Below are 23,059 nucleotides of genomic sequence, written 5' to 3' on the forward strand. Positions count from 1 at the left end.
CGGGAGCGGGCGCCTTCGGCCAACCGGAAAGACCAGGCGGAGCCGCCCCCACCCGACGGGCCAGACCGCCGGTGCCCGACCAGGGAGGAGACCCGACGCCATGTCCGACCGCGACCCGCAGCCGGTGGAGCGTCAGCTGCCGACGGAGGAGGCGCGGGATCTGCTCGCCCTCGTCCGGGACATCGCGCAGCGCGAGATAGCGCCGAAGACCGCCGAGGAGGAGGACGCGGGCCGCTTCCCGCGCGAGGTCTTCACCCTGCTCTCCGAGTCCGGCCTGCTCGGCCTGCCGTACGACTCCGAGTACGGCGGCGGCGACCAGCCCTACGAGGTCTACCTCCAGGTCCTGGAGGAGCTGGCCGCGGCGCGGCTCACCGTGGGCCTCGGCGTCAGCGTGCACACGCTCGCCTCCTACGCCCTCGCCACCTACGGCACCAAACAGCAGCAGGTCGAGCATCTGCCCGCCATGCTCGGCGGCGGCCTCCTCGGCGCGTACTGCCTCTCCGAGCCGTCCTCCGGCTCCGACGCGGCCTCCCTGCGGACGAAGGCCGTGCGCGACGGCGACGACTGGGTGATCAACGGCACCAAGGCCTGGATCACGCACGGCGGCATCGCCGACTTCTACACCGTCATGGCCCGCACCGGCGAGGACGGCCCGCGCGGGATCACCGCCTTCCTGGTCCCCGGTGACGCGCCGGGTCTGAGCGGGGCGGCGCCCGAGAAGAAGATGGGCATGAAGGGCTCACCCACCGCCCAGGTCCACTTCGACGGCGTCCGCGTCGGCGACGACCGGCGGATCGGCGAGGAGGGCCAGGGCTTCTTCATCGCCCTGTCCGCCCTCGACTCCGGGCGGCTCGGCATCGCCGCCTGCGCGATCGGCCTCGCCCAGGCCGCGCTGGACGAGGCGGTCGGCTACGCCACCCAGCGCCGGCAGTTCGGCCACCCCGTCGCCGACTTCCAGGGGCTGCGCTTCATGATCGCCGACATGGCCACCCAGATCGAGGCCGGCCGGGCCCTCTACCTCGCCGCGGCCCGGCTGCGCGACGCCGGCAAGCCCTTCGCCAAGCAAGCCGCCATGGCCAAGCTGCACTGCACCGACGCGGCCATGAAGGTCACGACGGACGCCGTGCAGATACTCGGCGGATACGGGTACACCGCCGACTTCCCAGCCGAGCGCTATATGCGCGAGGCCAAGGTCCTGCAGATCGTCGAGGGCACCAACCAGATCCAGCGGATGGTCATCGCCCGTCACGTGGCGGGACCCGAAGCTCGCTGAACTGCCCCGTGCGGACCGTCGGGGCCGCCAGCCTGATCCACTCCGGGTCGTGGCGGCCCGGCAGGGTCCGGCCCCGGTCGGCCCAGGTCCGCATGAGATCGAGGTAGATGGGCGGGTCCTGCGGCACGGGCGGCGGAAGCGATTCTGCGGGGCGGGGGACGAAGACGCGGCTCTGACGCCCGGTGGCCCAGTACGTGGGGGTCATACCTGGGCAACGCAGAACGGGTCGGACAGGTCACCGCCTGCCGGAATCGGGCGTCAGTTCAGGCGCGTCCCAACCGTGCTCTGGCCTCCTGAAGTCATCTGACGTACCGTCAGCCGACCATCGCTCAGGGGGTGCCTGTGGCCGACGACCGTCCCGTACCGCTCGACGAGTACCCGGTGCACCAGGTACCGCTGTCCATGAAGCACGTGGCGACCGGTGACCGCAACGCCTACGACCGCTGCATCTTCCACGTCTTCGACCACGCCGGCCGCGCCCTGCTCATCCTCGGCCTCGGCGTCTACCCCAACCTGGGCGTGATCGACGCCTACGCCACCCTGCGCACCGGGGACACCCTGCACGCAGTCCGCGCCTCGGACGCCCTGGGCGAGGACCGGATGCGGCTCGCCGTCGGCCCGCTGCGCATCGAGGTCCCGCGGCCGCTCCACGAACTGCGCCTGATCTGCGAGGACGAGCAGCTGTCGTACGACCTCACCTGGACGGCCGCCTTCCCGGCCCTCTGGGAGCCGCACCATCTGCAGCGCCGGGGCGACCGGCTCACCCTGGAGGGCCGCCGCTTCGTCCAGGCCGGCACCGCCGAGGGCGTGATCCGGGCCGCGGGAGCGGAGTTCCGGGTCACCGCGGACGACTGGACCGGCACCCGGGACCGCAGCTGGGGTGTGCGGCCGGTGCCGGGCGAGGACGGCGGGCGGCTCGCCGCCGACCATCCCACCGAGGGCTTCCACTGGATCTGGTGCCCGGTCCGCTTCGCGGACCGCTTCCTGATGGTCATCGCCCAGGAGGACGCCGACGGCTACCGCTCCCTGAACGACGCCACCTTGGTCCGCCCCGGCCGCCCCGACCGCCAACTGGGCTGGCCCCAGGCCGAGATCGACTACCGCTCCGGCACCCGCCACCCGGAACGGGCGGTCATCCATCTGGGGGACGCCCGGGGCCCGCAGAAACTGGACGTCGAGATCCTGGCCTCCTCGCCGCTCGCGCTCGGCGCGGGCTATCCGCCGGCGGACGACTGGCAGCACGGCATGTGGCGGGGGCCCGGCTGGACCGACCGCCGTACCTACGACATGACCCTGCCCCACCTGCTGGCCGGTTACGGCGTCACCGACCACTCCGCCCGCTTCCGGCTCGACGGGCAGACCGGTCACGGCATCTTCGAACACGGCTCGTTCGGCCGGCACGACCCGAGCGGCTTCACCGGCTTCGACTCGGTCGCGTCCTGAGACTTCGGTCGTACCCCGAGGGAGGAGCCCCGCATGGCCACGGCACCCCGTCCCCGCACCACCACCCGCGACCCCGAAGAGCTGACGCGCCGCCTCACCGCCTGGCTCGGCACCCGGCTGCCCGGCGCCAAGGCCGTCGGCGTCACCGTCCCGGCCTCCAACGGCATGTCCAGCGAAACCCTGCTGTTCGACATCGAGCACCCCGGAGCGCCGTGCAAGGCCTGCGTGTTGCGGCTGGCGGCGGACCCGGCGGCGTACACCGTCTTCCCCGCGTACGACATGGCCCGCCAGTACCGCACCCTGCGGCTGGTCGCCGAGCACACGGACGTGCCCGTGCCCCGCGCGCTGTGGCTGGAGGAGGATCCGGGCCCGCTCGGGGTGCCGTTCTTCGTCATGGAGCGGGTCGCCGGGCGCGTGCCGCCGGACGTCATGCCGTACACCTACGAGGGCAGCTGGCTGCACGCGGCGAGCGACGCCGAGCGCGCACACCTGGAGGCCGCGACCGTCTCACTGCTGGCCCGCCTGCACGACCAAGTGCCGCCGACCGAGGCCGAGTTCCTCGCCCCGCCCGGTGCCGGGGACACCCTGCGCCGGCACGTCACGGCCCAACGCGCCTACTACGCCTGGGTGATCGACGGACTGCCCCGCTCACCCCTCATCGAGGCCGCCTTCGACCGGCTGGAACAGCTGTGGCCGAGCGATCCCGGCACACCCGTCCTCAGCTGGGGTGACGCACGCATCGGCAACATCGTCTACGACGGGTTCGACCCCGTGGCCGTCCTGGACTGGGAGATGGCGGCGCTCGCCCCGCGCGAGGTCGACCTCGGCTGGGCCATCTATCTGCACCGCTTCTTCCACGACCTCACGGTCGCCTCCGGACAGCGCGGACTGCCCGACCTCCTGCGCCGCGACCGCGTCGAGGCCCGCTACGCCCGCCTGACCGGCCACACCCCGCGCGACATGGACTTCCACACCCTCTACGCCGCCCTGCGGCACGCGATCGTCATGCTGCGCATCGCCTACCGCCAGGCGTACTTCGGGGAGGCCGCCGTCCCGGCGGACCCGGACACGCTGATCCTGCACCACGACAGCCTGCGCGCCATGGTGCAGGGCACGTACTGGGATTGAGCCGGGCCCGGTCGGGAGGGGCTCAGGCGGCGGCCTGGCCGCGCATCGCCGGTACACGCATCGGGCGCGAGCCCGGGCCGCCGACGTGCGAGAAGGGCTGCGTCCGCCAGTTCAGACCCTGGGGGAGCGTCAGCAGCAGGGCGGTGTCCTGCTCCTGCGGTTCGGCGGACTCGTCCGCGGGGCGGGCCCCGGCGGCCGAACGGCCTGTGCCCGCACAGACCGTGAGCCCGAACGGGTTCCAGGGCGAGGCGCACAGCGCGTGCTCCGGCAGGACCTCCTCGTCCGCCAGCAGCGCGATCGGCTGCGCGCAGTCCGGGCAGATCACCCGGTACCCCTCGAAGGTGTCGTAGGCGTCCAGTTCGTCATCGAGGACGTCGGGTTCGACACCCTCTGGTTCGGGCTCGACGGCCTGCTGCTGCCGCTTGGACGTGGATCGACCAGGGTGATGGACACTCTGCATGGGATTCTCCCCCTAAGGCTGGGCCGTGAAGGCGCTGCGGCCTCGACCACAGCAAGCACTTCCCGTCCGCTCTCGGCGGTAATCACGAGAACATCACGGAGCCTGCTCGGGGTGTGTGTCGTTCGTCACATGCCGGATGCAGGTGCGCGGTGCGGGCCTTATGCGGTGCTTTTTGTATCGAACCGGCTATGACCTGCGCTCTCGGCTATCCCAGGGGATCAAGCGCACTGTAGGTTTTGGCGCCATGGAGGAGCTGGACCGACAGATCGTGCAGCTGCTCGTCAAGGACGGGCGGATGAGCTACACAGACCTGGGCAAGGCCACGGGCCTGTCCACGTCGGCCGTGCACCAGCGGGTGCGCCGGCTGGAACAGCGTGGCGTCATCCGCGGCTACGCCGCGGTGGTCGACCCCGAGGCCGTCGGGCTTCCGCTCACCGCGTTCATCTCGGTGAAACCGTTCGACCCCAGCGCCCCCGACGACATCGCGGACCGCCTCGCCGGAGTCCCCGAGATCGAGGCCTGCCACAGCGTCGCCGGCGACGAGAACTACATCCTCAAGGTGCGCGTGGCGACTCCGCACGAGCTGGAGGAACTGCTGGCCCGGCTGCGATCCCTGGCGGGCGTCTCGACCCGTACCACGGTCGTGCTGTCGACACCGTACGAGGCCCGCCCGCCGCGGATCTGACCACCGCTGCGGGCAGTCCCGGGTGCCTCTTCGGCACGACCCGGGCGCGGCCGACTCCCGGCGGCGAGAGAAACTGTCCGCCATGAGCGACCGCACCGCCGACCCCGAGCCCCCCAAGACCGTCCTCCTGCGCCGAGGAGAGGTGCACAGCCCCGCAGACCCGTTCGCCACGGCGATGGTGGTGGAGCGCGGCCAAGTCGCCTGGGTCGGTTCAGAAGGCGCCGCCGACGCCTTCGCCGACGGCGTGGACGAGGTGATCGACCTCGACGGCGCCCTCGTCACCCCGGCCTTCACCGACGCCCATGTGCACACCACCGCGACCGGTCTCGCCCTGACCGGCCTGGACCTCTCCGCCGCCCCCTCGCTGGACGCGGCCCTCGCTCTGGTCCGGGACTTCGCCGCCGCCCGCCCGGACGACCGCGTCCTGCTGGGCCACGGCTGGGACGCCGCCCGCTGGCCCGGCGGCCGCCCGCCGACGCGCGCCGAACTCGACCAGGCGACCGGCGGCCGCCCGCTGTACCTCTCCCGTATCGACGTGCATTCGGCGGTCGTCACCACCGCCCTGCTGGACCTGGTCGCCGGCGACGTCCCGCGCACGGACGCCCCGCTCACCAAGGACGCCCACCACGCCGTACGCCAGGCCGCGCTCGGCGCGATCACCCCGGCCCAGCGCGCCGAGGCCCAGCGCACCGCCCTCGCCCACGCGGCTTCCCTGGGCATCGGCTCGGTGCACGAGTGCGGCGGCCCGCAGATCTCCTCCGAGGACGACTTCACCGGTCTGCTGAAGCTCGCCGCCGAGGCGCCCGGCCCCCGAGTGGTCGGCTACTGGGCCGAACGAGCCGATGAAGGCGTGGCCAGGGCACGCGAACTGGGCGCCGCAGGCGCGGCCGGCGACCTCTTCGCCGACGGCGCCCTCGGCTCGCACACCGCCTGCCTGCACGAGTCGTACGCCGACGCCGATCACTGCGGCACCGCCTACCTGGACGCCGAGGCTGTCGCGGCCCATGTCGTCGCCTGCACCGAGGCGGGCCTGCAGGCCGGGTTCCACGCCATCGGCGACGCCGCCGTGAGCGCCGTCGTGGACGGCGTGCGCGCCGCCGCCGAGAAGCTCGGCCTCGCCCGGATCCGCGCCGCCCGCCATCGCGTCGAGCACGCCGAGATGCTGACCCCCGAGACGGTCGCCGGCTTCGCCGAGCTGGGCCTGACCGCCTCCGTGCAGCCCGCCTTCGACGCGCTGTGGGGCGGAGAGGACGGCATGTACGCCCAGCGGCTGGGCGCCGAGCGGGCCCGTACCCTCAACCCCTACGCGGCCCTGCTGCGCGCGGGCGTGCCCCTCGCCTTCGGCTCCGACAGTCCGGTCACCCCGCTCGACCCGTGGGGCACCGTCCGCGCCGCCGCGTTCCATCACACGCCCGAGCACCGGGTCTCCGTGCGGGCCGCCTTCACGGCGCACACGCGCGGCGGCTGGCGGGCCGTGGGACGGGACGACGCGGGCGTCCTGGTGCCGGGCGCACCCGCCGACTACGCCGTCTGGCGCACCGGCGAACTGGTCGTCCAGACCCCCGACGACCGGGTGGCCCGCTGGTCGACCGACCCGCGCTCCGGCACGCCCGGCCTGCCCGACCTCACCCCGGACCACGACCTGCCGGTCTGTCTGCGCACCGTGGTGGGCGGACGGACGGTGTTCGTAGGGCCGGGCGAGTGATCTACGGGCGGGGCGCGGTGGCGATCGGCCGCCGGCGCCCCGCCGCCCGACCTGCGCATCCTCGCCGACGAACCCGGTTTCTGGGCCGTCGTAGCAGCTCAGAGGGCTGTTGACAGTCGACGGCCGAGGGCCGGTAGGTTCGGCCGAGTCCACCACCGGACGCCCGACCGGGGAGCGTTCGTGCAACTCGTCGCAGCGCCGCTGGGTCAGGGACGGTGTGCCGCACCGGGGCACCGTCACTGGGAGCCAGGCTCAGCGCCCGCGCCGCCGAGGGAACGTTCCGGCCCGGCAAGGTGTGACCCGGGTGGGGCCCGTGCGCTCAGTAGACAACGGCTTTCGGTCGATCCGCAGCCAGCGGGTCCCAGGTCGGCCCGAAGGGCGCCGGGCCCCCATCCGCCGTGGCGGGGGAACCACAACGGCACGCCGTGAAGGAGCCGAAAAGCGCATTCTTACCCCTCTCTTGCGGAATCGACACCGCGATACGAACGACCGGGTGCGTGACGCCAGGACGCGACCACTATGGTGGACCCCTGCGTACGACCAGAAGGGGCAGCAGTGAACGACGGCGACGGGACCCTGGCGGCCAACGACCAGGGGAGGCAGTTCGGTCCGCTCGGCACGGCCTTGGTGATCATTCCGACCTATAACGAGGCGGAGAACATCAAGACCATCGTGGGCCGAGTGCGCAAGGCCGTCCCCGAGGCGCACGTACTGATCGCGGACGACAACAGTCCCGACGGCACCGGCAAGCTCGCCGACGAACTGGCCGCCGAGGACGAGAACGTCCAGGTCATGCACCGCAAGGGCAAGGAGGGCCTCGGCGCCGCCTACCTCGCGGGCTTCCGCTGGGGCCTTGAGAACGGCTACGGCGTGCTGGTCGAGATGGACGCCGACGGCTCCCACCAGCCCGAGGAACTGCCCCGGCTGCTCACCGCCCTCAAGAGCGCCGACCTGGTGCTCGGCTCCCGCTGGGTGCCCGGCGGCCGCGTGGTGAACTGGCCCAAGTCCCGCGAGTTCATCTCCCGCGGCGGCAGCCTCTACTCCCGGCTCGCCCTCGACCTGCCGCTGCGCGACATCACCGGCGGCTACCGCGCGTTCCGCCGTGAGACCCTGCAGGGTCTGGGCCTGGACGAGGTCGCTTCCCAGGGCTACTGCTTCCAGGTCGACCTGGCCCGCCGTGCGGTCAAGGCGGGCTTCCACGTGGTCGAGGTCCCGATCACCTTCGTCGAGCGCGAACTCGGCGACTCCAAGATGAGCAAGAACATCCTCGTCGAGGCGCTGTGGCGGGTCACCGCCTGGGGCGCCGCGGAGCGTATCGCCAAGCTCAAGAGCCTGGGCGGCGGCCGGGCTGCCAAGCAGGCCTAGGGCTGGCCTAGGGCCTGTCCGGCGGATCCTGTCGCAGACGCGGGGGCAGGCACGTCCTCCCTCACTGCCTTGGGGGCGCGGGGGCGCCCTCAGCGCGTTGTCGTCGGTCGTCGGCGCTCCCGCTTCGGCGCGTCGCACAGCCCGGGCTGATCGGTCCCCTTGTCCCGCTTATCTCGCGCTGAGCCGCCGCCAGGCACACTGGGAGCATGACGACTGGCGCTCCGACCTCTCCGCACCCCACCACCCGGCCCCAGCGCTCCCGGCTGCGCAGGTATCTGCCGCTGGGGGTCGCCGCCTGGCTGGTGCTGGAGATCTGGCTGCTGACCCTGGTCGCGGGCGCGGCCGGCGGGTTCGCCGTGTTTCTGCTGCTCGTCGCGGGCTTCGTGGCCGGCTCCGTGGTCATCAAGCGGGCCGGCCGCCGCGCCTTCCAGAGCCTGAACGAGGCGCTGCAGCAGGGCGGTTCGCCCAAGCGCGGCGGTGGCAACGGCCTGATGATGCTCGGCGGCCTGCTGCTGATGATCCCCGGTCTGGTCTCCGACGTGGCCGGCCTGCTCCTGCTCATCCCGCCGGTCCAGAAGGCCGTGAGCCGGTACGCCGAGAACGCCCTGGACAAGAGGCTGCGCACGGCGGCCCCGGGCAGCTTCGGCGACGCCTTCCAGCAGGCCCGTATCCACCGCCCCGACGGCAAGGTCGTCCAGGGCGAGGTCATCAGGGAGGACGACCGGCCGGAGCCGGGGGAGCAGTACCCGCCGCTGACGCGCTGAGGCGCTTCGGACACACAAACAGCGGGCGCCGTACGTGCATCACGTACGGCGCCCGCTGTTGTTGAACGTGCGCTGTATCCCGGCCCGGCCCCGCAGGGACTAGGCCGACTTGCGGCTGTCCCGGGGGTGAACCGCGATGTTCATCGCCCCCGAGCGCAGAACCGCCAGGCGCTCCTCGAGGACCTCTTCGAGCTCCTCACGGGTGCGCCGCTCCATCAGCATGTCCCAGTGGGTACGCGCGGGCTTGGCCTTCTTCTCCTCAGGGCCGTCGCCGTCGACGAGGAGTGCCTGGGCCCCGCAGACCTTGCACTCCCACTCCGGCGGGATCTCCGCCTCGACGGAGAAGGGCATCTCGAAACGGTGCCCCTTCTCACATGCGTACTCCACGGCCTGGCGCGGGGCCAGGTCGATACCGCGGTCCGTCTCGTAGCTGGTCACCACGAGGCGCGTACCGCGAAGAGCTCGCTCACTCATGAATCGTGCCTCCCGGGCTTGTCGCCCACAGGACAGGTGTCGCTGTCGTCGTCATCCGGTCAACGTCCGGTCGGCGGTAAAGATTCCCGTTCCGTGTCCCGTTCCGGGTCATGCGTCGCCGTCGTAGCCGCAGCCTTGCTGACAAATGTCGTACCCACCAGCGCCCGGTTTGTCACATCTGCTAGCAGATGTCACCCAGCGTTTCGGCATCTTTGACGCGCAGTAACGGTACGCCTGGCAGGCCAAAGGCGTACACTACCGCCCTTTCGGGTTGAGCGCTAAATCGATGCTAAATCTTCCCGGGTACCGGGTTGCCCGCCTCGGCGATCGCCCGCCGCACCGGGACCCGTGCGAGCAGGGCGAATCCGATGACGAAGAAGGCCACCAGCGAGATGATCGCGGACCGGTAGCTCCCGGTCAGCTGGTAGGTCACGCCGAACAACAGCGGCCCGAGCCAGCTCATCCCGCGGTCGCTCATCTCGTACGCCGAGAAGTATTCGGCCTCCTTGCCGGGCGGTACGAGGTGGGAGAACAGCGAGCGGGACAGGGCCTGGCTGCCGCCCAGGACCAGGCCGATCCCGGCGGCCAGCACGAAGAAGAACACCGGCGCCTTCGCGGGGAGGAAGTATCCGGCCGCCAAGGTGACCGTCCAGGCCACCAGCGAGCCCAGGATCGTGCGCTGGGCGCCGTACGTCCGGGCCAGCCGGCCCATCGTCAGCGCGCCGGCCACGGCCAGCACCTGCACCAGCAGCACGGCCACGATGAGCGTCGACTGCCCGAGGCCCAGTTCCTGCGAGCCGTAGACGGAGGCCTGGGAGATCACCGTCTGGATACCGTCGTTGTAGATGAGGTACGCCAGCAGGAAGCCGAGCGTCAGCGGGTACCGGCGCAGGTCCCGGACCGTCGCCGCGAGCTGCCGGAGCCCGGGTGCCGTCGCGCGCTCCACGCGCGCGTGCCGGTCGCGCAGCCTGCGCAGCGGCACGAGCGTGAACGCACCCCACCACAAGCCCGCCGAGGCCAGGCAGATGCGGACCGCCGCCGTCTCGGTCAGGCCGAAGGAGTCGTGCGCCGAGTACAGGACCAGGTCGGCGACGAGGACCATGGAGCCCGCCGCGTAGCCGAAGGCCCAGCCCCGCGAGGAGACCGCGTCGCGCTGCTCGGGCGGGGCGATCTGCGGCAGATAGGAGTTGTAGAGCATCATCCCGACCGACTGCGCGGCGTTGGCCACCACCAGCAGCACCCCGCCGAGCAGATACCGGTCGCCGTCCAGGAAGAACATGCCCGTGGTCGCGGCGGCCCCGGTGTACGCCGCCGCCGCGAGCAGCGGCTTCTTGCGGCCCGTCCGGTCGGCCGCGCTGCCCACGAGCGGCATCACCACGACGGCCAGGATCACCGACAGGGACACCGAGTAGGCGAAGAAGGAGCCCGCCCGGACCGGGACACCCAGCGGATGCACATAGCCGTCGGAGTCCGCGGCCCGCTCGGCGACGGCCGTGAGATACGGCCCGAGGAAGACCGTCAACACGCTCGTCGAATAGACCGAGCAGGCCCAGTCGTAGAAGTACCAGCCGCGCTGCTCGCGGCGCAGACCGGCGGTCTCGTCCGCCGCCCGTGTCCGCACGGTGTCGGTTCCCACCCGTGCCCTCGCTTCCCCGTTCAACTGCGAAGGCTCGGGCCCGGCGGCCGGGTGGTCAGACCCAGACGCCGCGGTCTTCCATGACCTTGCGCAACGTGTCGATGTGATCGGTCATGATGCCATCGACTCCCAGGTCCAGAAGCCGGTGCATCCGTTCCGGTTCGTTGATCGTCCACACGTGCACCTGCAGCCCGCGCGCGTGGGCGGCGCGGACGAAGCGCTGGTCGACCACCGGGACGCCCGACTGGGCCTCGGGCACCTGCGCGGCGACGGCGGACCGGCGCACGGCGGCCGGCACCCCCCATGAGCGCAGGCGCAGGCTCAGTACGCCGCGCGTGCCGAACGAGGTGGCCAGCCGCGGTCCGGCCAGCCGCTGGGCGCGCAGCACCCGGGCCTCGGAGAAGGAGCCCACGCAGACCCGGTCCCAGGCGTCCGTGCGCTCGATCAGGTCCAGCAGGGGCCGCAGGGCGGGTTCCGCCTTGACGTCGACGTTCCAGCGGACCTCGGGGAAGGTCTCCAGCAACTCCTCGAACAGCGGCACCGGTTCACGGCCGCCCACGCGTGCCTGCCGTACGTCCGTCCACGGCAGGTCCGCGATGCGGCCCGCGCCGTCGGTGACCCGGTCCAGGGTCGAGTCGTGGAAGGCGACGAGCCGGCCGTCCGCTGTGGCGTGCACATCGGTCTCGATGTACCGGTAGCCCATGTCGACCGCGCGCCGGAACTGCGCCACGGTGTTCTCGATCCCGTCGGCGGCCCCTCCCCGGTGGGCGAAGGCTATGGGGCCCGGGTGGTCGAGGTACGGGTGGCGCTTGGGCGGTGTCGTGAGGCTCACGAACGCAGTATCGCCCGATCCGGTGTCGCTTCGGCAACGACCGTGCTGCGGCTCGATGCCGCCGGGACGGCGAACACCCGCAGGAACAGCTGCGCCAGCGGCCCGATGGACACGGCGTACAGCACGGTGCCGACACCGATCGTGCCCCCCAGCAGGAAGCCGGTGACCACGACCGCCACCTCGATCCCGGTCCGGATCAGCCGGATCGAGCGGCCGGTGCGCCGGTGCAGGCCCGTCATGAGCCCGTCGCGCGGACCCGGCCCGAAACGCGCCGAGATGTACAAGCCGGTCGCCACGCCGTTCAGCGCGATACCCGCGAGCAGCAACGGCACGCGTACGGCCAGGGAGTGCGCGTCCGGGACGAGCGCGAGCGTGCCGTCCATCGCGAGGCCGACGACGAAGACGTTCGAGACCGTGCCGAGCCCCGGGCGCTGGCGCAGCGGGATCCACAGCAGCAGCACCGCCGCTCCGACGATGATCGACACGACCCCGATGGTCAGCCCCGTCAGCTCCGCGAGCCCCTGGTGCAGTACGCCCCAGGGCTCCATGCCCAGGCCCGCCCGCAGGAGCAGCGCGGCACTCGCACCGTAGAGCGCGAGCCCGGCGTACAGCTGGATCAGCCGTCGTACGAGATGGCTGCGAACGGACATGAGGTACCCCCCTGGGTGGTGACAGTGGCCTGACGCATGTCACTCTGTGGCTTGGGATGGAATGCCATCCATGGCCAATTCGGGGAAGGTGGACTGATCGTCATGGCGCAGTGGACCTCAGCGATGGGGGCCGCCCAGCTGGCCCGGCTCCTCAACTCCCAGCAGGAGCGCCCGGCCGGCCCCGGGACCCGCCGTCCGCCCGCCTATCGCGCCCTCGCCGACGGCATCCGGCTACTGGTGCTCGAGGGGCGCGTCCCGGTGGCCGCGCGGCTGCCCGCCGAACGCGAACTCGCCCTCGCCCTCTCCGTGAGCCGCACCACCGTCGCGGCCGCGTACGAGGCGCTGCGCACCGAGGGCTTCCTGGAGTCCCGGCGCGGAGCCGGCAGCTGGACCGCCGTACCGGCGGGCAACCCGCTGCCCGCCCGGGGCCTCGAACCCCTGCCTCCCGAGGCCCTTGGCTCGATGATCGACCTGGGCTGCGCCTCGCTGCCGGCCCCCGAGCCGTGGCTCACCCGCGCCGTGCAGGGCGCCCTGGAGGAGCTGCCGCCGTACGCCCACACGCACGGCGACTACCCGGCCGGCCTGCCCGCGCTGCGCTCGATGATCGCCGAGCGCTACACCGCGGCCGGGATCTCCACCATGCCCGAGCAGATCATGGTGACGACCGGTGCGATGGGCGCCATCGACGCGATCTGTCACCTCTTCGCGGGCCGCGGCGAACGCATCGCCGTCGAATCGCCGTCCTACGCCAACATCCTGCAGCTGATGCGCGAGGCCGGCGCGCGTCTGGTCCCCGTCGCGATGGCCGAGGGCCTGTCCGGCTGGGACATGGACCGCTGGCGCCAGGTCCTGCGCGAGGCCGCACCCCGGCTCGCCTACGTGGTCGCCGACTTCCACAACCCCACCGGTGCGCTCGCCGACGAGGACCAGCGGCGCCGGCTGGTGGACGCGGCACGCTCGGCCGGCACGGTGCTCGTCGCCGACGAGACGATGACCGAGCTGTGGGTGGACGAGGAGTACGCGGGCGCCATGCCGCGCCGGGTCTGCGCCTTCGACCCGGCCGGCTCGACCGTCATCACGGTCGGCTCGGCCAGCAAGGCGTTCTGGGCGGGCATGCGCATCGGCTGGGTGCGGGCGGCGCCGGACGTCATCCGCAGTCTGGTCGCCGCGCGGGCGTACGCCGATCTCGGTACGCCGGTGCTGGAGCAGCTCGCCGTCAACTGGCTCTTCAGCACGGGTGGTTGGGAGCAGGCGGTCGAGTTGCGCCGGGCCCAGGCCCGCGAGAACCGGGACGCGCTGGTGGCGGCGATCCGGCGCGAACTGCCCACCTGGGAGTTCGAGATCCCGAAGGGCGGGCTGACCCTGTGGGTCCGGGCCGGCGGCCTGTCCGGCTCCCGGCTCGCCGAAGCCGGCGAGCGAACCGGCGTCCGCGTCCCTTCCGGGCCCCGCTTCGGTGTGGACGGCGCCTTCGAGGGCTATGTGCGGCTTCCGTTCACGGTGGGGGGAGCGGTGGCGGAGGAGGCGGCGGTCCGGCTGGCCGCGGCGGCTCGGCTGGTGGAGACGGGGGGTACGGGGGGGACTGAGGCGCCGCGTACGTTTGTGGCTTAGACGGCGCGCCTAGCAGCTCGGGGCGCGTGGCGGTCCGGCGACTGCGGGTGCGTGGTGGGCTGGTCGCTCCCACAGGTTCTCGGCTTCGCTCGAACCCGGGGACCCTCATCGCCGCGGAGCCGCATATCAAACACGGCCCCGCGCCCCTCAGGGAGCTGCGGTGCCGCCGTAGCCGCGGGCAGTCCTGCCACTGGGGCGGCGCCAGACCCACAGACAGCGGCACCCGGCGAGCGCCGGCGAGCGTCCCAACACCCGCCCCGCACCAGCACACCGCGCGCCTCACGAACTCTCGGCAACCCCAGCCTCCGCGGACACCGTCGGCTTCGTCAGATCCGTCCGCTGCGGCTCCGCCTCCACCGGAGCCGCCCGAGCCGGCAGCAACTCCAGCACCGCCTGCCGGTCCGCGTCGCTCGTCGCGTCGTCGTACGGATCCGGCGTACGCGGCACCTGAAGCCGGTGCACCGGCCCGGCCCCCAGCCGCGCATACCCCCGCCCCGGCGGCACCTGCCCCAGCGGCGTGGTGTGCGGCGGAGCCCCGAGCACCGCCTCCACCTGCCTGGTTGTCGCGGGCCCGAGCACGACACGCGCGCGTGTGTGCTGCCGCACCGCGTCGCCGAGCCCTTCCGCGCCGTCGAACTGCTCGGCCACCACGACCGTCACGTTCGCCGCGCGCCCGTGCCGCAGCGGCACCTGGAGCAGCTCCTGCGGGTCCCTGCGGCCGTCCGCCGCAGCGAGGTGGGTGAAGACGGACGGGCGGTCCACCAGGATCCACAGCGCGCGCCGGGCGTCGGCCGGCGGCGGATCGCCCGCCTGCCGGGCCAGGTTGATGGCGATGAGCCGCCGCTCGGTCTCCTGCGCGGCCCACTCCAGGCTCGCCAGCGCCCCGGGCAGCGCGCACTCCACGGCCAGCACCCCGTTCCGGCCGGTCAGACAGGCGTACTCGCCGGTGCCGCCGCCGTCGACGATCAGCACATCGCCGTACTGGAGGGCCTGCAGGGCGATGGAGCGCAGCAGGGTCGAGGTGCCGGTGCCGGGGTGGCCCATGGCCAGCAGGTGCGGTTCGGTGGAGCGGACGCCGGTGCGCCAGACGACCGGCGGCACGTCGATCTCTTCCTCTCCGTAGGAGAGGGGGAGCGTGCGCTGGATCTCGCTCGGGTCGGTGAAGCCGAGGACGGTCTCGCCGGGCGCGGTGACGAAGTGCTGGGCCGGGATGTCCGCGGGCAGCGGGGGAAGCACGGTGACGGTGAGCTGGTTGCCCTCCTCGTCCCACGCGAAGCGGTACTCGCGGCCCCGCCCGGCCTTCGCGGTGAGCAGCTGCTCGATCCGCGCGCGGGCCTCGTGCTCGCCGTCCGGGAAGTAGGCGGGGTAGCGGATGACGAGATGAGCGACGCGGCCGTCGTCGTCGAACTCGTGGGCGGGAACGGCCTTCTCCCACTCCCCGCCGTGTGTGTAGAGCGGCGCCGGGTCCTCGGGGTTGGAGAAGTACGGCACCAGGGCCTCGTAGAGGGTCTGGAGCCGTTCGGTCTGGGACTCGTCGGGCCCTTCGGGGGCCGGCGGGGTGCGGTCGCGGCCTTGCCAGGCCGCCGTCCCCATCACGGCGATGACGGCGAGCAGCGGCCCGTACGGCAGCAGTGCCACGGCCAGGATCAGGGAGGCCACCAGGAACAGCAGCGGCCCGCGCTTGTCTTTGGGCGTGTCCGCCCATCTGCGCCGCCCGGCCGCAGCCAGCAGGCGCAGCCCGCGTGTGACGGTGATCAGCGGGTGGAGGACGTCGGTGGCGCTGTCGGCCGCGGTCCGGGCCAGTTCCCGGCTCCGGGCGATCTGCATCCGGGCGATCTGGGCGCTGTCCTTGCTCAGGATGCGGGGGAGGGGACGCCGGGCCACTGCTGTCTCCTGGTGATGCGTGTGGGCGGGGTCAGAACTTGATGCCGCCGAGGAGGCTCGCCAGGCTCTCGCCGCCGGCCTTGATGCTGGGGGCGATGCCCGTGCTGGCCAGGTAGAAGCCGAACAGGGCCGAAGTGCAGGCGTGTGTGCCCTTGAGGCCGTCCTTGCGAAAGAAGAGGAAGACGACGACGCCGAGCAGCATGACGCCTGAGACGGAGAGGATCATTTCGGGCCTCCTGGTGTCGAAGGTGGGGGACAGTCACCATGAGTTCTTCCAGGATCACAGGATGTATCCATACTATTAAAGGTGCAACTGGGTGAATTTCGTTCTATTCCACTCAGTTTGCGTAGTGGTTCCGGCCCGGTCGTGACGCGGTCTTGCCTCTGGCGGCCGCTGATGCTGATCTTTACCTCGGGCACATCGGGTCATGTGCCGCGCGAGCCAGTACGCTGGCGATTCACTCGTACGGCCGTGTTCCGCTCGGTGCCGTACGCTCCCCGAAGTCCCCGAAGTTTCCAGGAGAGGTGGTCCGGCCGATGAGCGAAGCCCCCGACCCCGAGGTCGTGGAGCTGGCGACCAAGATCTTCGATCTGGCCCGGCAGGGGCAGACCGAAGCGCTGGTGGCGTACATCGACGCCGGCGTTCCGGCCAACCTCACGAACGACCGCGGTGACTCCCTGGTGATGCTCGCCGCCTACCACGGCCACGCCGAGGCGGTGCGCGCCCTGCTCGCCCGGGGCGCCGCGGCGGACCAGATCAACGACCGGGGCCAGACCCCGCTCGCGGGCGCGGTCTTCAAGGGCGAGACCGAAGTGATCAAGGCACTCCTGGAGGGTGGTGCCGACCCCGCGGCGGGGACGCCGTCGGCCGTCGACACCGCCCGGATGTTCGGCAAGACGGAACTCCTGGAGCTGTTCGGCGCGCACTGACGCGCATGTCCTGAGCAGGTACGACACGGAAAACGGGGGAGGCGGTAAAGGGCCGCCGGAAATACGGTCGCGGCAGCACACACCGCGGGTCATCATGACGACGTGATTCACGGACGCGATGGCTGGGCAGGTGTTGCCGCGCCGCGCGGGCCGTGATGCGGTCCGCATGGGCCACAGACGAGAGGCAGAGAGATGGTCTACAGCAAGCAAGAGACGGCGGGCGCTCCGACGTTGTGTCACGCGGCCAGGTAGTGCGTGTTCTCCGGTTGCGTCGACGCTTGATGTGAGGCTGTTTCCCATGTTCGATCCGGTCATAGCGCCCAGCGGTACGCTGCTCGGCCTGCTCCAGCGGGGCCGCGGCGACGGCACGCTGCACGCGCTCACCGCCCCGCGCGCCGAGGCGCTCGCGGCCCTGAACCACTGTGTGCTGCGCGATCCCCGCCACGACTGGCAGGTGGAGAACCGCTCCCTCTACTACGCCCGGCTCTACCTGGACCTGAACGGCGAGCTGGACGCGATCGAGGCGCACCTCTTCGACCCCGAGGACGTCCTCGACACCGACGAGTCCCGCACCGGCCTCGCGCTGGCCGTGCTCGGGCACCTCGCCTCCTACGGCAGGCAGGACGCGCTCGACCTGCTGCGCAGGTACGCCGCCCATGGCTCCAACTGGGCCTGGGCCCTGGACGAGCTGGCCCTCAGGGACGACGACGCGGGCCTGCGCGCTCTCGCCGCGCCCGTCCTGGCCCGCTTCGCCACCGACCCCGAGGGCGAGGCCGAGCTGGCCGTCGCCGTACGCGACGCCTTCGAGCCGAGGCCCTGGCGCCTGTGGGCCGAGGATCCGCGCGCATCGATCGCCACGCGCGTGCGTGCCGCACAGGAGACCGGCTGTTTCGACCGCTGGCAGCGCCAGATGCGGCCCACCGGCCCACGGCCCGGCTGGAGCGTGCGCGCCGTCTTCGAATGGGCCCAGCAGGGCATCGAGCGCGGCGCCGCCCTCCATGTACCGGCCGCGCGCTGTCTGGTCGCCGTGGCCGGGCCCGAGGACCGGCCGGAGATCGTCCAGGCCGCCCGGACCGGCATCGACGGGGCCCGCTGCACCGCGCTGCGCTACCTCGCCGAGAGCAACGACCCGGACGCGCTCGACCTGATCGAAGCCGCCGTGATCGACGGCACGACCGTCGTCGTGGAGGCCGCCGTCGACGCCTTCGAACGGATGCGCAGTATCGCCGCCGTCGACCGCGCGCGCCGCTGGGCCCAGCGCCCCGACGTGCTCGGGGCCGCCGCCGGACGCATGCTCGCCTGCCGCGGCGGCGTCCAGGACCGCGACCTCGTCCTCGGCGCCCTCCGTGAGGCCGTACGCGGCGAAGGACCCGACGCGCCCACGCTGTGGACCCTCGTCGACGGCACCGGCCGCCTCGGCATCGCCTGCGCCGCCCCCGTCCTGCGCCACATCTACCGCGAGACGGCCTCTTCCCATCTCCGCGGCCGCGCCGCCCGCGCCCTGGCCGCCACCGACCCCTCCTTCGCCACCGGCTTCGCCGTCGAATGCCTGTGGGACTGCGAGGAGACCACCCGCGAACTCGCCGCCCGGCACGCCGAGACCGGCGACGCCCGGGTCGTGGAGCGCCTGCGCCGCCTGGCGGCCGATCCGGCCGAGGAGGCGGAGGTGCAGACGGCGGTCCGCAGCCGCTTCGGACCCGACGCCGCCCTCGGCTGACCCCGTGCACGCACCCGGCGGGCGGACGACCGCCCGCCGGGTGAACAGCGGGTGTCCCGCAGGTCAGGCGGTCATGACCGTCGTCTGACCTGCTCGGGTGTGCAGCCCAACGCTCATGGGACGTTCCCCGAGCGGAAAGATCGAAGTCGACGCGGCCACGTCCTGCACGGCGACAACACCCGTATGCGTGTCGTCATCGTGACCGAATCCTTTCCCCCCGATGTGAACGGCGTGGCTCACTGCGCGCTCCAGACCGCCCGGCACCTCGTAGATCGCGGTCACCATCCGATAGTCGTCGCCCCCGCCCCCGCTCCGGGCAGCGGACCGGACACGGACGCCCCGTGCCCGGTCGTCCGGATCCCCTCCCTCCCGCTCCCCGGCTACCCCCAGGTCCGCGTCGCCCTGCCCAGCCGGCGCCTCGCCGCGGCGCTCGTCGAGCACCGCGCCGACCTGGTCCATCTCGCCAGCCCCTTCGTCCTCGGCGTCCGCGGCATGGCCGCCGCCGCCAGGCTCGGCATCCCCGCCGTCGCCGTCTATCAGACCGACCTGGCCGGATACGCCCGCACCTACATGGGTGCGGGCGAGGCGGCTGCCTGGCGGCGGATCCGCTCCGTGCACGCCGCCGCCGACCGCACCCTTGCCCCGTCCAGCGCCGCCCTCGGCGACCTGGAGGCGCACGGCGTGCCCCGGGTCCGGCTGTGGCCGCGAGGCGTGGACACCGTACGTTTCCGGCCAGATCTCCGTGACGAGGCCCTGCGCCGCGAACTCGCCCCCAACGGCGAGGTCATCGTCGGTTACGTCGGCCGGCTCGCCCCCGAGAAACACGTCGAACTCCTCGCCGGAGCCTGCGGCCTGCCCGGCGTCAAGGTCGTGATCGTCGGCGACGGGCCCAGCCACGCCCACCTCACCGAGGCTCTGCCCGGCGCCGCCTTCCTCGGCCGCCGCACCGGAGGCGACCTCGCGCGGATCTTCGCCTCGCTGGACGTGTTCGCGCACACCGGCCCCTTCGAGACGTTCTGCCAGACCGTCCAGGAGGCCATGGCCAGCGGGATCCCGGTCGTCGCACCCGCCGCCGGCGGCCCGCTCGATCTGGTCGCCCACGGCCGCACCGGACTGCTCGTCCCGCCGCGCGACGTCACCGCCGTGACGGACGCCGTCCGCGAACTGGCCGCCGACCCGGCGCGGCGGACCGCGTTCGGCACCGCCGCGCGCACCATGGTCGAGGGCCGCACCTGGGCCGCCGTCGGCGACCAGCTGATCGCCCACTACGGCGACGTCCTCGCGGCCCGCAGGACGGCGGTGGCGGCATGACCGGCCAGTCCCTGCGCATCGTCCGGCTCGCCAACTTCGTCGCCCCGGCCTCCGGCGGGCTGCGCACCGCCCTGCGCGAGCTGGGCAAGGGCTTCCAGGCAGCCGGCCACGAACCGGTGCTCATCGTGCCCGGCGAACGGCACACCGACCGCGACACCGAGCAGGGCCGGGTCATCACCCTGCCCGGCCCGCTGCTGCCCGGCACCGGCGGCTACCGCGTCCTCACCGACAAGCGCCGGGTGGCCGCCCTCCTGGAGGAGCTGGCTCCGGACCGCCTGGAGGTCTCCGACCGTACGACCCTGCGCTGGACCGGCCGCTGGGCCCGCCGCGCGCGTGTGCCCGCCGTGATGGTCTCCCACGAGACCGCCGACGGCGTGCTGCGCACCTGGGGTCTGTCCGAGAACCTCTCCCGCCGGGCCGCCGATGCCCTCAACACCCGCACCGCGCACGTCTACTCGCGGGTGGTGTGCACGACCGAGTTCGCCGAGCGCGAGTTCGTGCGCATCGGCGCGCGCAACGTCGTACGCGCCCCCCTCGGCGTCGACCTGATGGAACGGCACCCCGCACTGCACGACCCGGGCCTGCGCACCCTCCACGCGCGCGGTGGCGAGGCGCTGCTCGTCATGTGCTCGCGGCTGTCCGTGGAGAAGCGGCCGGGCACGGCTCTGGACGCCTTGGAGGCGCTGCTGCGCCGCGGGCGGCGGGCAGTGCTCGTGGTGGCCGGGGACGGGCCGCTCAAGGCCCGCCTGGAGCAGCGTGCGCGGGAGCTCGGGCTGCCGGTGACGTTCCTCGGGCACGTCGCCGACCGGGCCGCGCTCGGCGCCCTCCAGGCCACCGCGGACGTCGCCCTCGCGCCCGGGCCCGCCGAGACCTTCGGGCTCGCCGCCCTGGAGGCCATGGCGTGCGGCACGCCCGTCGTGGCGAGCGCGTCGTCCGCGCTGCCCGAGGTCATCGGCTCCGCCGGGGCCACGGCCGCCGACCGCGGCGAGGCGTTCGCCGACGCCGTGGAAATGCTCCTCGATCGCGGCGAACCCGAGCGGCGCGAGGCGGCCCGCGCGCGTGCCGAGTGCTTCGGCTGGGGAACGGCCGTGGAATCGTTCCTGGCGGCCCACGATGCCGAGGTGCTCCGCCCGCTCCGCCCCACCGGCGTCCGGCGCTCCGTGGCGGAGGGCGTGGCATGACGCACGGTGCCGCAGGGCGTGGCATGAGACCCGTCCGCTTCGTCGCCCTCGGGGACTCGCTCACCCAGGGCGTGGGCGACCCCGCCGGGGACGGCTGGCGGGGCTGGGCCGCGCTGCTCGCGCCCTCCCTCGCCGACACCGCCGACGGTGTGCGGTTCACCAACCTCGCGGTCAGCGGCGCACAGACCCGTGACGTCATGGAGCGGCAGACGCCGGCCGCCCTCGAACTCCGTCCCGACGTGGTCTCGGTGGTGATCGGCGTCAACGACACACTGCGCCGCACCTTCGACATCCAGGCGGTGGCCGCCCATCTCGACCAGGTCTACGCGACCTTCACGCGCGCGGGCGCCACCGTGCTCACAGCCTGTCTGCCCGACCCCGGCGCGATGCTGGGCCTGCCGGGCGCCCTGGCTCGCCCGCTGGCCCGCCGGCAACGGGCCGTCAACACGATCGTCCACGCGCTGTCCGAACGCTACGGCGCCCTCCACCTGCACGCCGCGGACGGAACCTGGATCACCGACCGGGCCCTGTGGAGCGCGGACCGGCTGCACCCGGGCGAGCGCGGGCACCGGCAGCTCGCCGTCCGCTTCCACGCCCTGCTCACCGAGGCGGGCCGTGCGACGGGGCTGCCGCCCTCGCCCGAGCCGGAGTTCCCCGCGCCGACCAAGGCGGCGAGCCTGCTGTGGCTGGCCACGGCCGGCACCGGCTGGGTGGTCCGGCGCTGCCACGATCTGCTGCCGCAGCTGTTCCGCCTGGCGGCCGACGAAATGCGCCACCGGGCCCGGGGCACCAGTGCCCGCCTCGACGTGAGTGCCTCGGCAGCGGTGTCCGCGGCCCTGGCCGCTCTGACGGAGGGCACCAGGGAGGACGCCGAGGCTCAGCGGCGCCCTGCCGGAACGAACCCGACGGTGATCCCGGCTCCCGCGCGAGCGGCCGCGACGGGAGGCTCCGTCCGCGCTGCCGCGCAGGTGGACACGGCCCGCGAGTCCACCGTGCCGGACACGGCCTGCGCGGGCGTCGGGACGCCGGCGGCGCCGACCTCCGCGATCACCGGGTAGCGTCCGGCGGCCGGAGGTCCGCAGCCGAGACCGCCGGCCGGCCGGTACTCGTGAATCGTTCAACGATCCTTCAATATGCTTGTTGTCTCGTCCCGGTGCGTGCGATTGAATTCCGGGCATGGCAGAGCAGTTGGCGGCACTGGCCCACGACCGTGCGCTCCTGGGGCGCACGAGCACGGCGGAGCGGGTGTCGGACATCCTCCGGACCCGTATCGCCGACGGGTACTTCCCGCCCGGCACCCGGCTGTCGGAGGACGGCATCGGCGGGGCGCTCGGGGTGTCCCGCAACACCCTGCGCGAGGCGTTCCGGCTGCTCACGCACGAACGCCTGCTGGTCCATGAACTCAACCGCGGTGTGTTCGTGCGGGTCCTGACCGTCGAGGACGTCGAGGACATCTACCGCACGCGCTCCCTGGTCGAGTGCGCCGTCGTCCGTGGGCTCGGCGAGCCGCCGTACCGGCTGGAGGGGGTGGCCGCGGCGGTGGCCGAGGGCGAGTCGGCTACCGCCGAGAACGACTGGAAGGTGCTGGGCACCGCCAACATCCACTTCCACCGGGAACTGGTCGCCCTCGCCGGCAGCGAACGCACCGACGAACTGATGCGCAGCGTCTTCGCCGAGCTGCGGCTCGCCTTCCACGTCGTCGACGACCCGCGCCGGCTGCACGAGCCCTACCTCGCCCGCAACCGCGAGATCCTGGGCGCGCTGCGGGCCGGCGACAAGCGCGGGGCCGAGCGACTGCTGGAGATGTACCTCAGGGACTCGCTGGAGCGGGTCGTGGAGGTGTACCGGCGACGGGTCGCCCCGTGAGCGGCGCGGTGCCGTACCGGCGACAACGACCCGCGGCTGCGCCGGCCAAACACGGCGGAGCCGCTCGTTTGGGTCGATGTCAGACCGAGGACCTAGTCTGTGCACCGTGACTTCGCCTGCATCGACGGACAGTGTTCCGCCCCAGCT

Annotated in this window: 21 protein-coding genes; 14 read left to right on the top strand and 7 right to left on the bottom strand. The window is 72.8% G+C overall.

Annotated elements, in window-relative coordinates:
* Positions 1-100: 100 nt before the first annotated feature.
* From M878_RS84435 to M878_RS84445, 3 genes are all read left to right on the top strand, one after another.
* The gene (locus M878_RS84435; RefSeq protein ID WP_023552166.1) at positions 101-1,273 is read left to right on the top strand and encodes an acyl-CoA dehydrogenase family protein; all 1,173 of its coding nucleotides are present in this window, start codon (positions 101-103) and stop codon (positions 1,271-1,273) included.
* Between the two features lie 342 nt (positions 1,274-1,615).
* Complete coding sequence (locus M878_RS84440) at positions 1,616-2,716, top strand: Rv3169 family protein (RefSeq protein WP_023552167.1); 1,101 nt, start codon at positions 1,616-1,618, stop codon at positions 2,714-2,716.
* A gap of 33 nt (positions 2,717-2,749) precedes the next feature.
* A complete protein-coding gene (locus M878_RS84445; RefSeq protein WP_023552168.1) occupies positions 2,750-3,844 on the top strand; it encodes a phosphotransferase family protein in 1,095 nt (364 codons plus the stop codon).
* Positions 3,845-3,866: 22 nt separating this feature from the next.
* Here the strand turns inward: M878_RS84445 and M878_RS84450 are convergent, their stop codons facing one another.
* A complete protein-coding gene (locus tag M878_RS84450) occupies positions 3,867-4,304 on the bottom strand; it encodes a hypothetical protein (protein ID WP_023552169.1) in 438 nt (145 codons plus the stop codon).
* Positions 4,305-4,548: 244 nt separating this feature from the next.
* Between M878_RS84450 and M878_RS84455 the strand changes: the two genes are divergently transcribed.
* From M878_RS84455 to fxsA, 4 genes are all read left to right on the top strand, one after another.
* Positions 4,549-4,989: an Lrp/AsnC family transcriptional regulator gene (locus M878_RS84455; protein ID WP_018548954.1), complete on the top strand. Its 441-nt coding sequence runs from the start codon at positions 4,549-4,551 to the stop codon at positions 4,987-4,989.
* An 82-nt stretch (positions 4,990-5,071) separates the two neighbouring features.
* Positions 5,072-6,694 (top strand): amidohydrolase, encoded by a 1,623-nt coding sequence (locus M878_RS84460; protein WP_023552170.1) that lies wholly within the window; start codon positions 5,072-5,074, stop codon positions 6,692-6,694.
* Positions 6,695-7,249: 555 nt separating this feature from the next.
* Positions 7,250-8,059, top strand: coding sequence for a polyprenol monophosphomannose synthase (locus M878_RS84465; RefSeq protein ID WP_023552171.1), 810 nt, complete (start codon positions 7,250-7,252; stop codon positions 8,057-8,059).
* Between the two features lie 206 nt (positions 8,060-8,265).
* Positions 8,266-8,823, top strand: a complete 558-nt coding sequence (gene fxsA / locus M878_RS84470; protein ID WP_023552172.1) for an FxsA family membrane protein — start codon at positions 8,266-8,268, stop codon at positions 8,821-8,823.
* 99 nt (positions 8,824-8,922) lie between these two features.
* On the opposite strand, the gene M878_RS84475 is transcribed toward fxsA, so the two are convergent.
* From M878_RS84475 to yczE, 4 genes are all read right to left on the bottom strand, one after another.
* Positions 8,923-9,297, bottom strand: a complete 375-nt coding sequence (locus M878_RS84475) for an RNA polymerase-binding protein RbpA (RefSeq protein WP_003977404.1) — start codon at positions 9,295-9,297, stop codon at positions 8,923-8,925.
* 289 nt (positions 9,298-9,586) lie between these two features.
* Positions 9,587-10,933 carry an MFS transporter gene (locus tag M878_RS84480; RefSeq protein ID WP_023552173.1) on the bottom strand — a complete coding sequence of 449 codons (1,347 nt, stop codon included), beginning with the start codon at positions 10,931-10,933 and terminating at the stop codon, positions 9,587-9,589.
* A 55-nt stretch (positions 10,934-10,988) separates the two neighbouring features.
* Positions 10,989-11,765, bottom strand: a complete 777-nt coding sequence (locus M878_RS84485; protein WP_023552174.1) for a glycerophosphodiester phosphodiesterase family protein — start codon at positions 11,763-11,765, stop codon at positions 10,989-10,991.
* On the bottom strand, positions 11,762-12,415 hold the full coding sequence (yczE, locus tag M878_RS84490) for a membrane protein YczE (protein WP_023552175.1): 654 nt from the start codon (positions 12,413-12,415) through the stop codon (positions 11,762-11,764). The genes M878_RS84485 and yczE overlap by 4 nt, the downstream gene beginning before the upstream one ends.
* 102 nt (positions 12,416-12,517) lie before the next feature.
* Between yczE and M878_RS84495 the strand changes: the two genes are divergently transcribed.
* The gene (locus tag M878_RS84495; RefSeq protein WP_031226699.1) at positions 12,518-14,023 is read left to right on the top strand and encodes an SCO1417 family PLP biosynthesis transcription factor; all 1,506 of its coding nucleotides are present in this window, start codon (positions 12,518-12,520) and stop codon (positions 14,021-14,023) included.
* 279 nt (positions 14,024-14,302) lie between these two features.
* Here the strand turns inward: M878_RS84495 and M878_RS84500 are convergent, their stop codons facing one another.
* On the bottom strand, positions 14,303-15,907 hold the full coding sequence (locus tag M878_RS84500; protein ID WP_023552177.1) for a membrane protein: 1,605 nt from the start codon (positions 15,905-15,907) through the stop codon (positions 14,303-14,305).
* A 31-nt stretch (positions 15,908-15,938) separates the two neighbouring features.
* Positions 15,939-16,133, bottom strand: coding sequence for a hypothetical protein (locus M878_RS84505; RefSeq protein WP_031226700.1), 195 nt, complete (start codon positions 16,131-16,133; stop codon positions 15,939-15,941).
* Positions 16,134-16,444: 311 nt separating this feature from the next.
* On the opposite strand from M878_RS84505, the gene M878_RS84510 reads away from it, so the two are divergent.
* From M878_RS84510 to M878_RS84535, 6 genes are all read left to right on the top strand, one after another.
* The gene (locus M878_RS84510; RefSeq protein ID WP_023552180.1) at positions 16,445-16,837 is read left to right on the top strand and encodes an ankyrin repeat domain-containing protein; all 393 of its coding nucleotides are present in this window, start codon (positions 16,445-16,447) and stop codon (positions 16,835-16,837) included.
* Between the two features lie 298 nt (positions 16,838-17,135).
* Positions 17,136-18,554: a HEAT repeat domain-containing protein gene (locus M878_RS84515; RefSeq protein WP_023552181.1), complete on the top strand. Its 1,419-nt coding sequence runs from the start codon at positions 17,136-17,138 to the stop codon at positions 18,552-18,554.
* A 183-nt stretch (positions 18,555-18,737) separates the two neighbouring features.
* Entirely contained in the window at positions 18,738-19,865 is a 1,128-nt protein-coding gene (locus tag M878_RS84520) for a glycosyltransferase family 4 protein (RefSeq protein ID WP_023552182.1), read from the top strand.
* On the top strand, positions 19,862-21,046 hold the full coding sequence (locus M878_RS84525; RefSeq protein WP_023552183.1) for a glycosyltransferase: 1,185 nt from the start codon (positions 19,862-19,864) through the stop codon (positions 21,044-21,046). The genes M878_RS84520 and M878_RS84525 overlap by 4 nt, the downstream gene beginning before the upstream one ends.
* A 23-nt stretch (positions 21,047-21,069) precedes the next feature.
* Entirely contained in the window at positions 21,070-22,104 is a 1,035-nt protein-coding gene (locus M878_RS84530; protein ID WP_023552184.1) for an SGNH/GDSL hydrolase family protein, read from the top strand.
* Positions 22,105-22,222: 118 nt separating this feature from the next.
* On the top strand, positions 22,223-22,912 hold the full coding sequence (locus M878_RS84535; RefSeq protein ID WP_023552185.1) for a GntR family transcriptional regulator: 690 nt from the start codon (positions 22,223-22,225) through the stop codon (positions 22,910-22,912).
* Positions 22,913-23,059 lie beyond the last annotated feature (147 nt).

This window comes from Streptomyces roseochromogenus subsp. oscitans DS 12.976, assembly GCF_000497445.1.
GTDB classification, from domain to species: Bacteria; Actinomycetota; Actinomycetes; order Streptomycetales; family Streptomycetaceae; genus Streptomyces; species Streptomyces oscitans.

What these genes read in the sequence shown, in the direction of transcription:
- M878_RS84520 (WP_023552182.1), top strand. Translation starts at nt 18,738, where the DNA reads ATGCGTGTCGTCATCGTGACCGAATCCTTTCCCCCCGATGTGAACGGC.
- M878_RS84515 (WP_023552181.1), top strand. Translation starts at nt 17,136, where the DNA reads ATGTTCGATCCGGTCATAGCGCCCAGCGGTACGCTGCTCGGCCTGCTC.
- fxsA (WP_023552172.1), top strand. Translation starts at nt 8,266, where the DNA reads ATGACGACTGGCGCTCCGACCTCTCCGCACCCCACCACCCGGCCCCAG.
- M878_RS84450 (WP_023552169.1), bottom strand. Translation starts at nt 4,304, where the DNA reads ATGCAGAGTGTCCATCACCCTGGTCGATCCACGTCCAAGCGGCAGCAG.
- M878_RS84475 (WP_003977404.1), bottom strand. Translation starts at nt 9,297, where the DNA reads ATGAGTGAGCGAGCTCTTCGCGGTACGCGCCTCGTGGTGACCAGCTAC.
- M878_RS84535 (WP_023552185.1), top strand. Translation starts at nt 22,223, where the DNA reads ATGGCAGAGCAGTTGGCGGCACTGGCCCACGACCGTGCGCTCCTGGGG.
- M878_RS84460 (WP_023552170.1), top strand. Translation starts at nt 5,072, where the DNA reads ATGAGCGACCGCACCGCCGACCCCGAGCCCCCCAAGACCGTCCTCCTG.
- M878_RS84530 (WP_023552184.1), top strand. Translation starts at nt 21,070, where the DNA reads ATGAGACCCGTCCGCTTCGTCGCCCTCGGGGACTCGCTCACCCAGGGC.
- M878_RS84495 (WP_031226699.1), top strand. Translation starts at nt 12,518, where the DNA reads ATGGCGCAGTGGACCTCAGCGATGGGGGCCGCCCAGCTGGCCCGGCTC.
- yczE (WP_023552175.1), bottom strand. Translation starts at nt 12,415, where the DNA reads ATGTCCGTTCGCAGCCATCTCGTACGACGGCTGATCCAGCTGTACGCC.
- M878_RS84445 (WP_023552168.1), top strand. Translation starts at nt 2,750, where the DNA reads ATGGCCACGGCACCCCGTCCCCGCACCACCACCCGCGACCCCGAAGAG.
- M878_RS84435 (WP_023552166.1), top strand. Translation starts at nt 101, where the DNA reads ATGTCCGACCGCGACCCGCAGCCGGTGGAGCGTCAGCTGCCGACGGAG.
- M878_RS84510 (WP_023552180.1), top strand. Translation starts at nt 16,445, where the DNA reads ATGAGCGAAGCCCCCGACCCCGAGGTCGTGGAGCTGGCGACCAAGATC.
- M878_RS84525 (WP_023552183.1), top strand. Translation starts at nt 19,862, where the DNA reads ATGACCGGCCAGTCCCTGCGCATCGTCCGGCTCGCCAACTTCGTCGCC.
- M878_RS84455 (WP_018548954.1), top strand. Translation starts at nt 4,549, where the DNA reads ATGGAGGAGCTGGACCGACAGATCGTGCAGCTGCTCGTCAAGGACGGG.
- M878_RS84505 (WP_031226700.1), bottom strand. Translation starts at nt 16,133, where the DNA reads ATGATCCTCTCCGTCTCAGGCGTCATGCTGCTCGGCGTCGTCGTCTTC.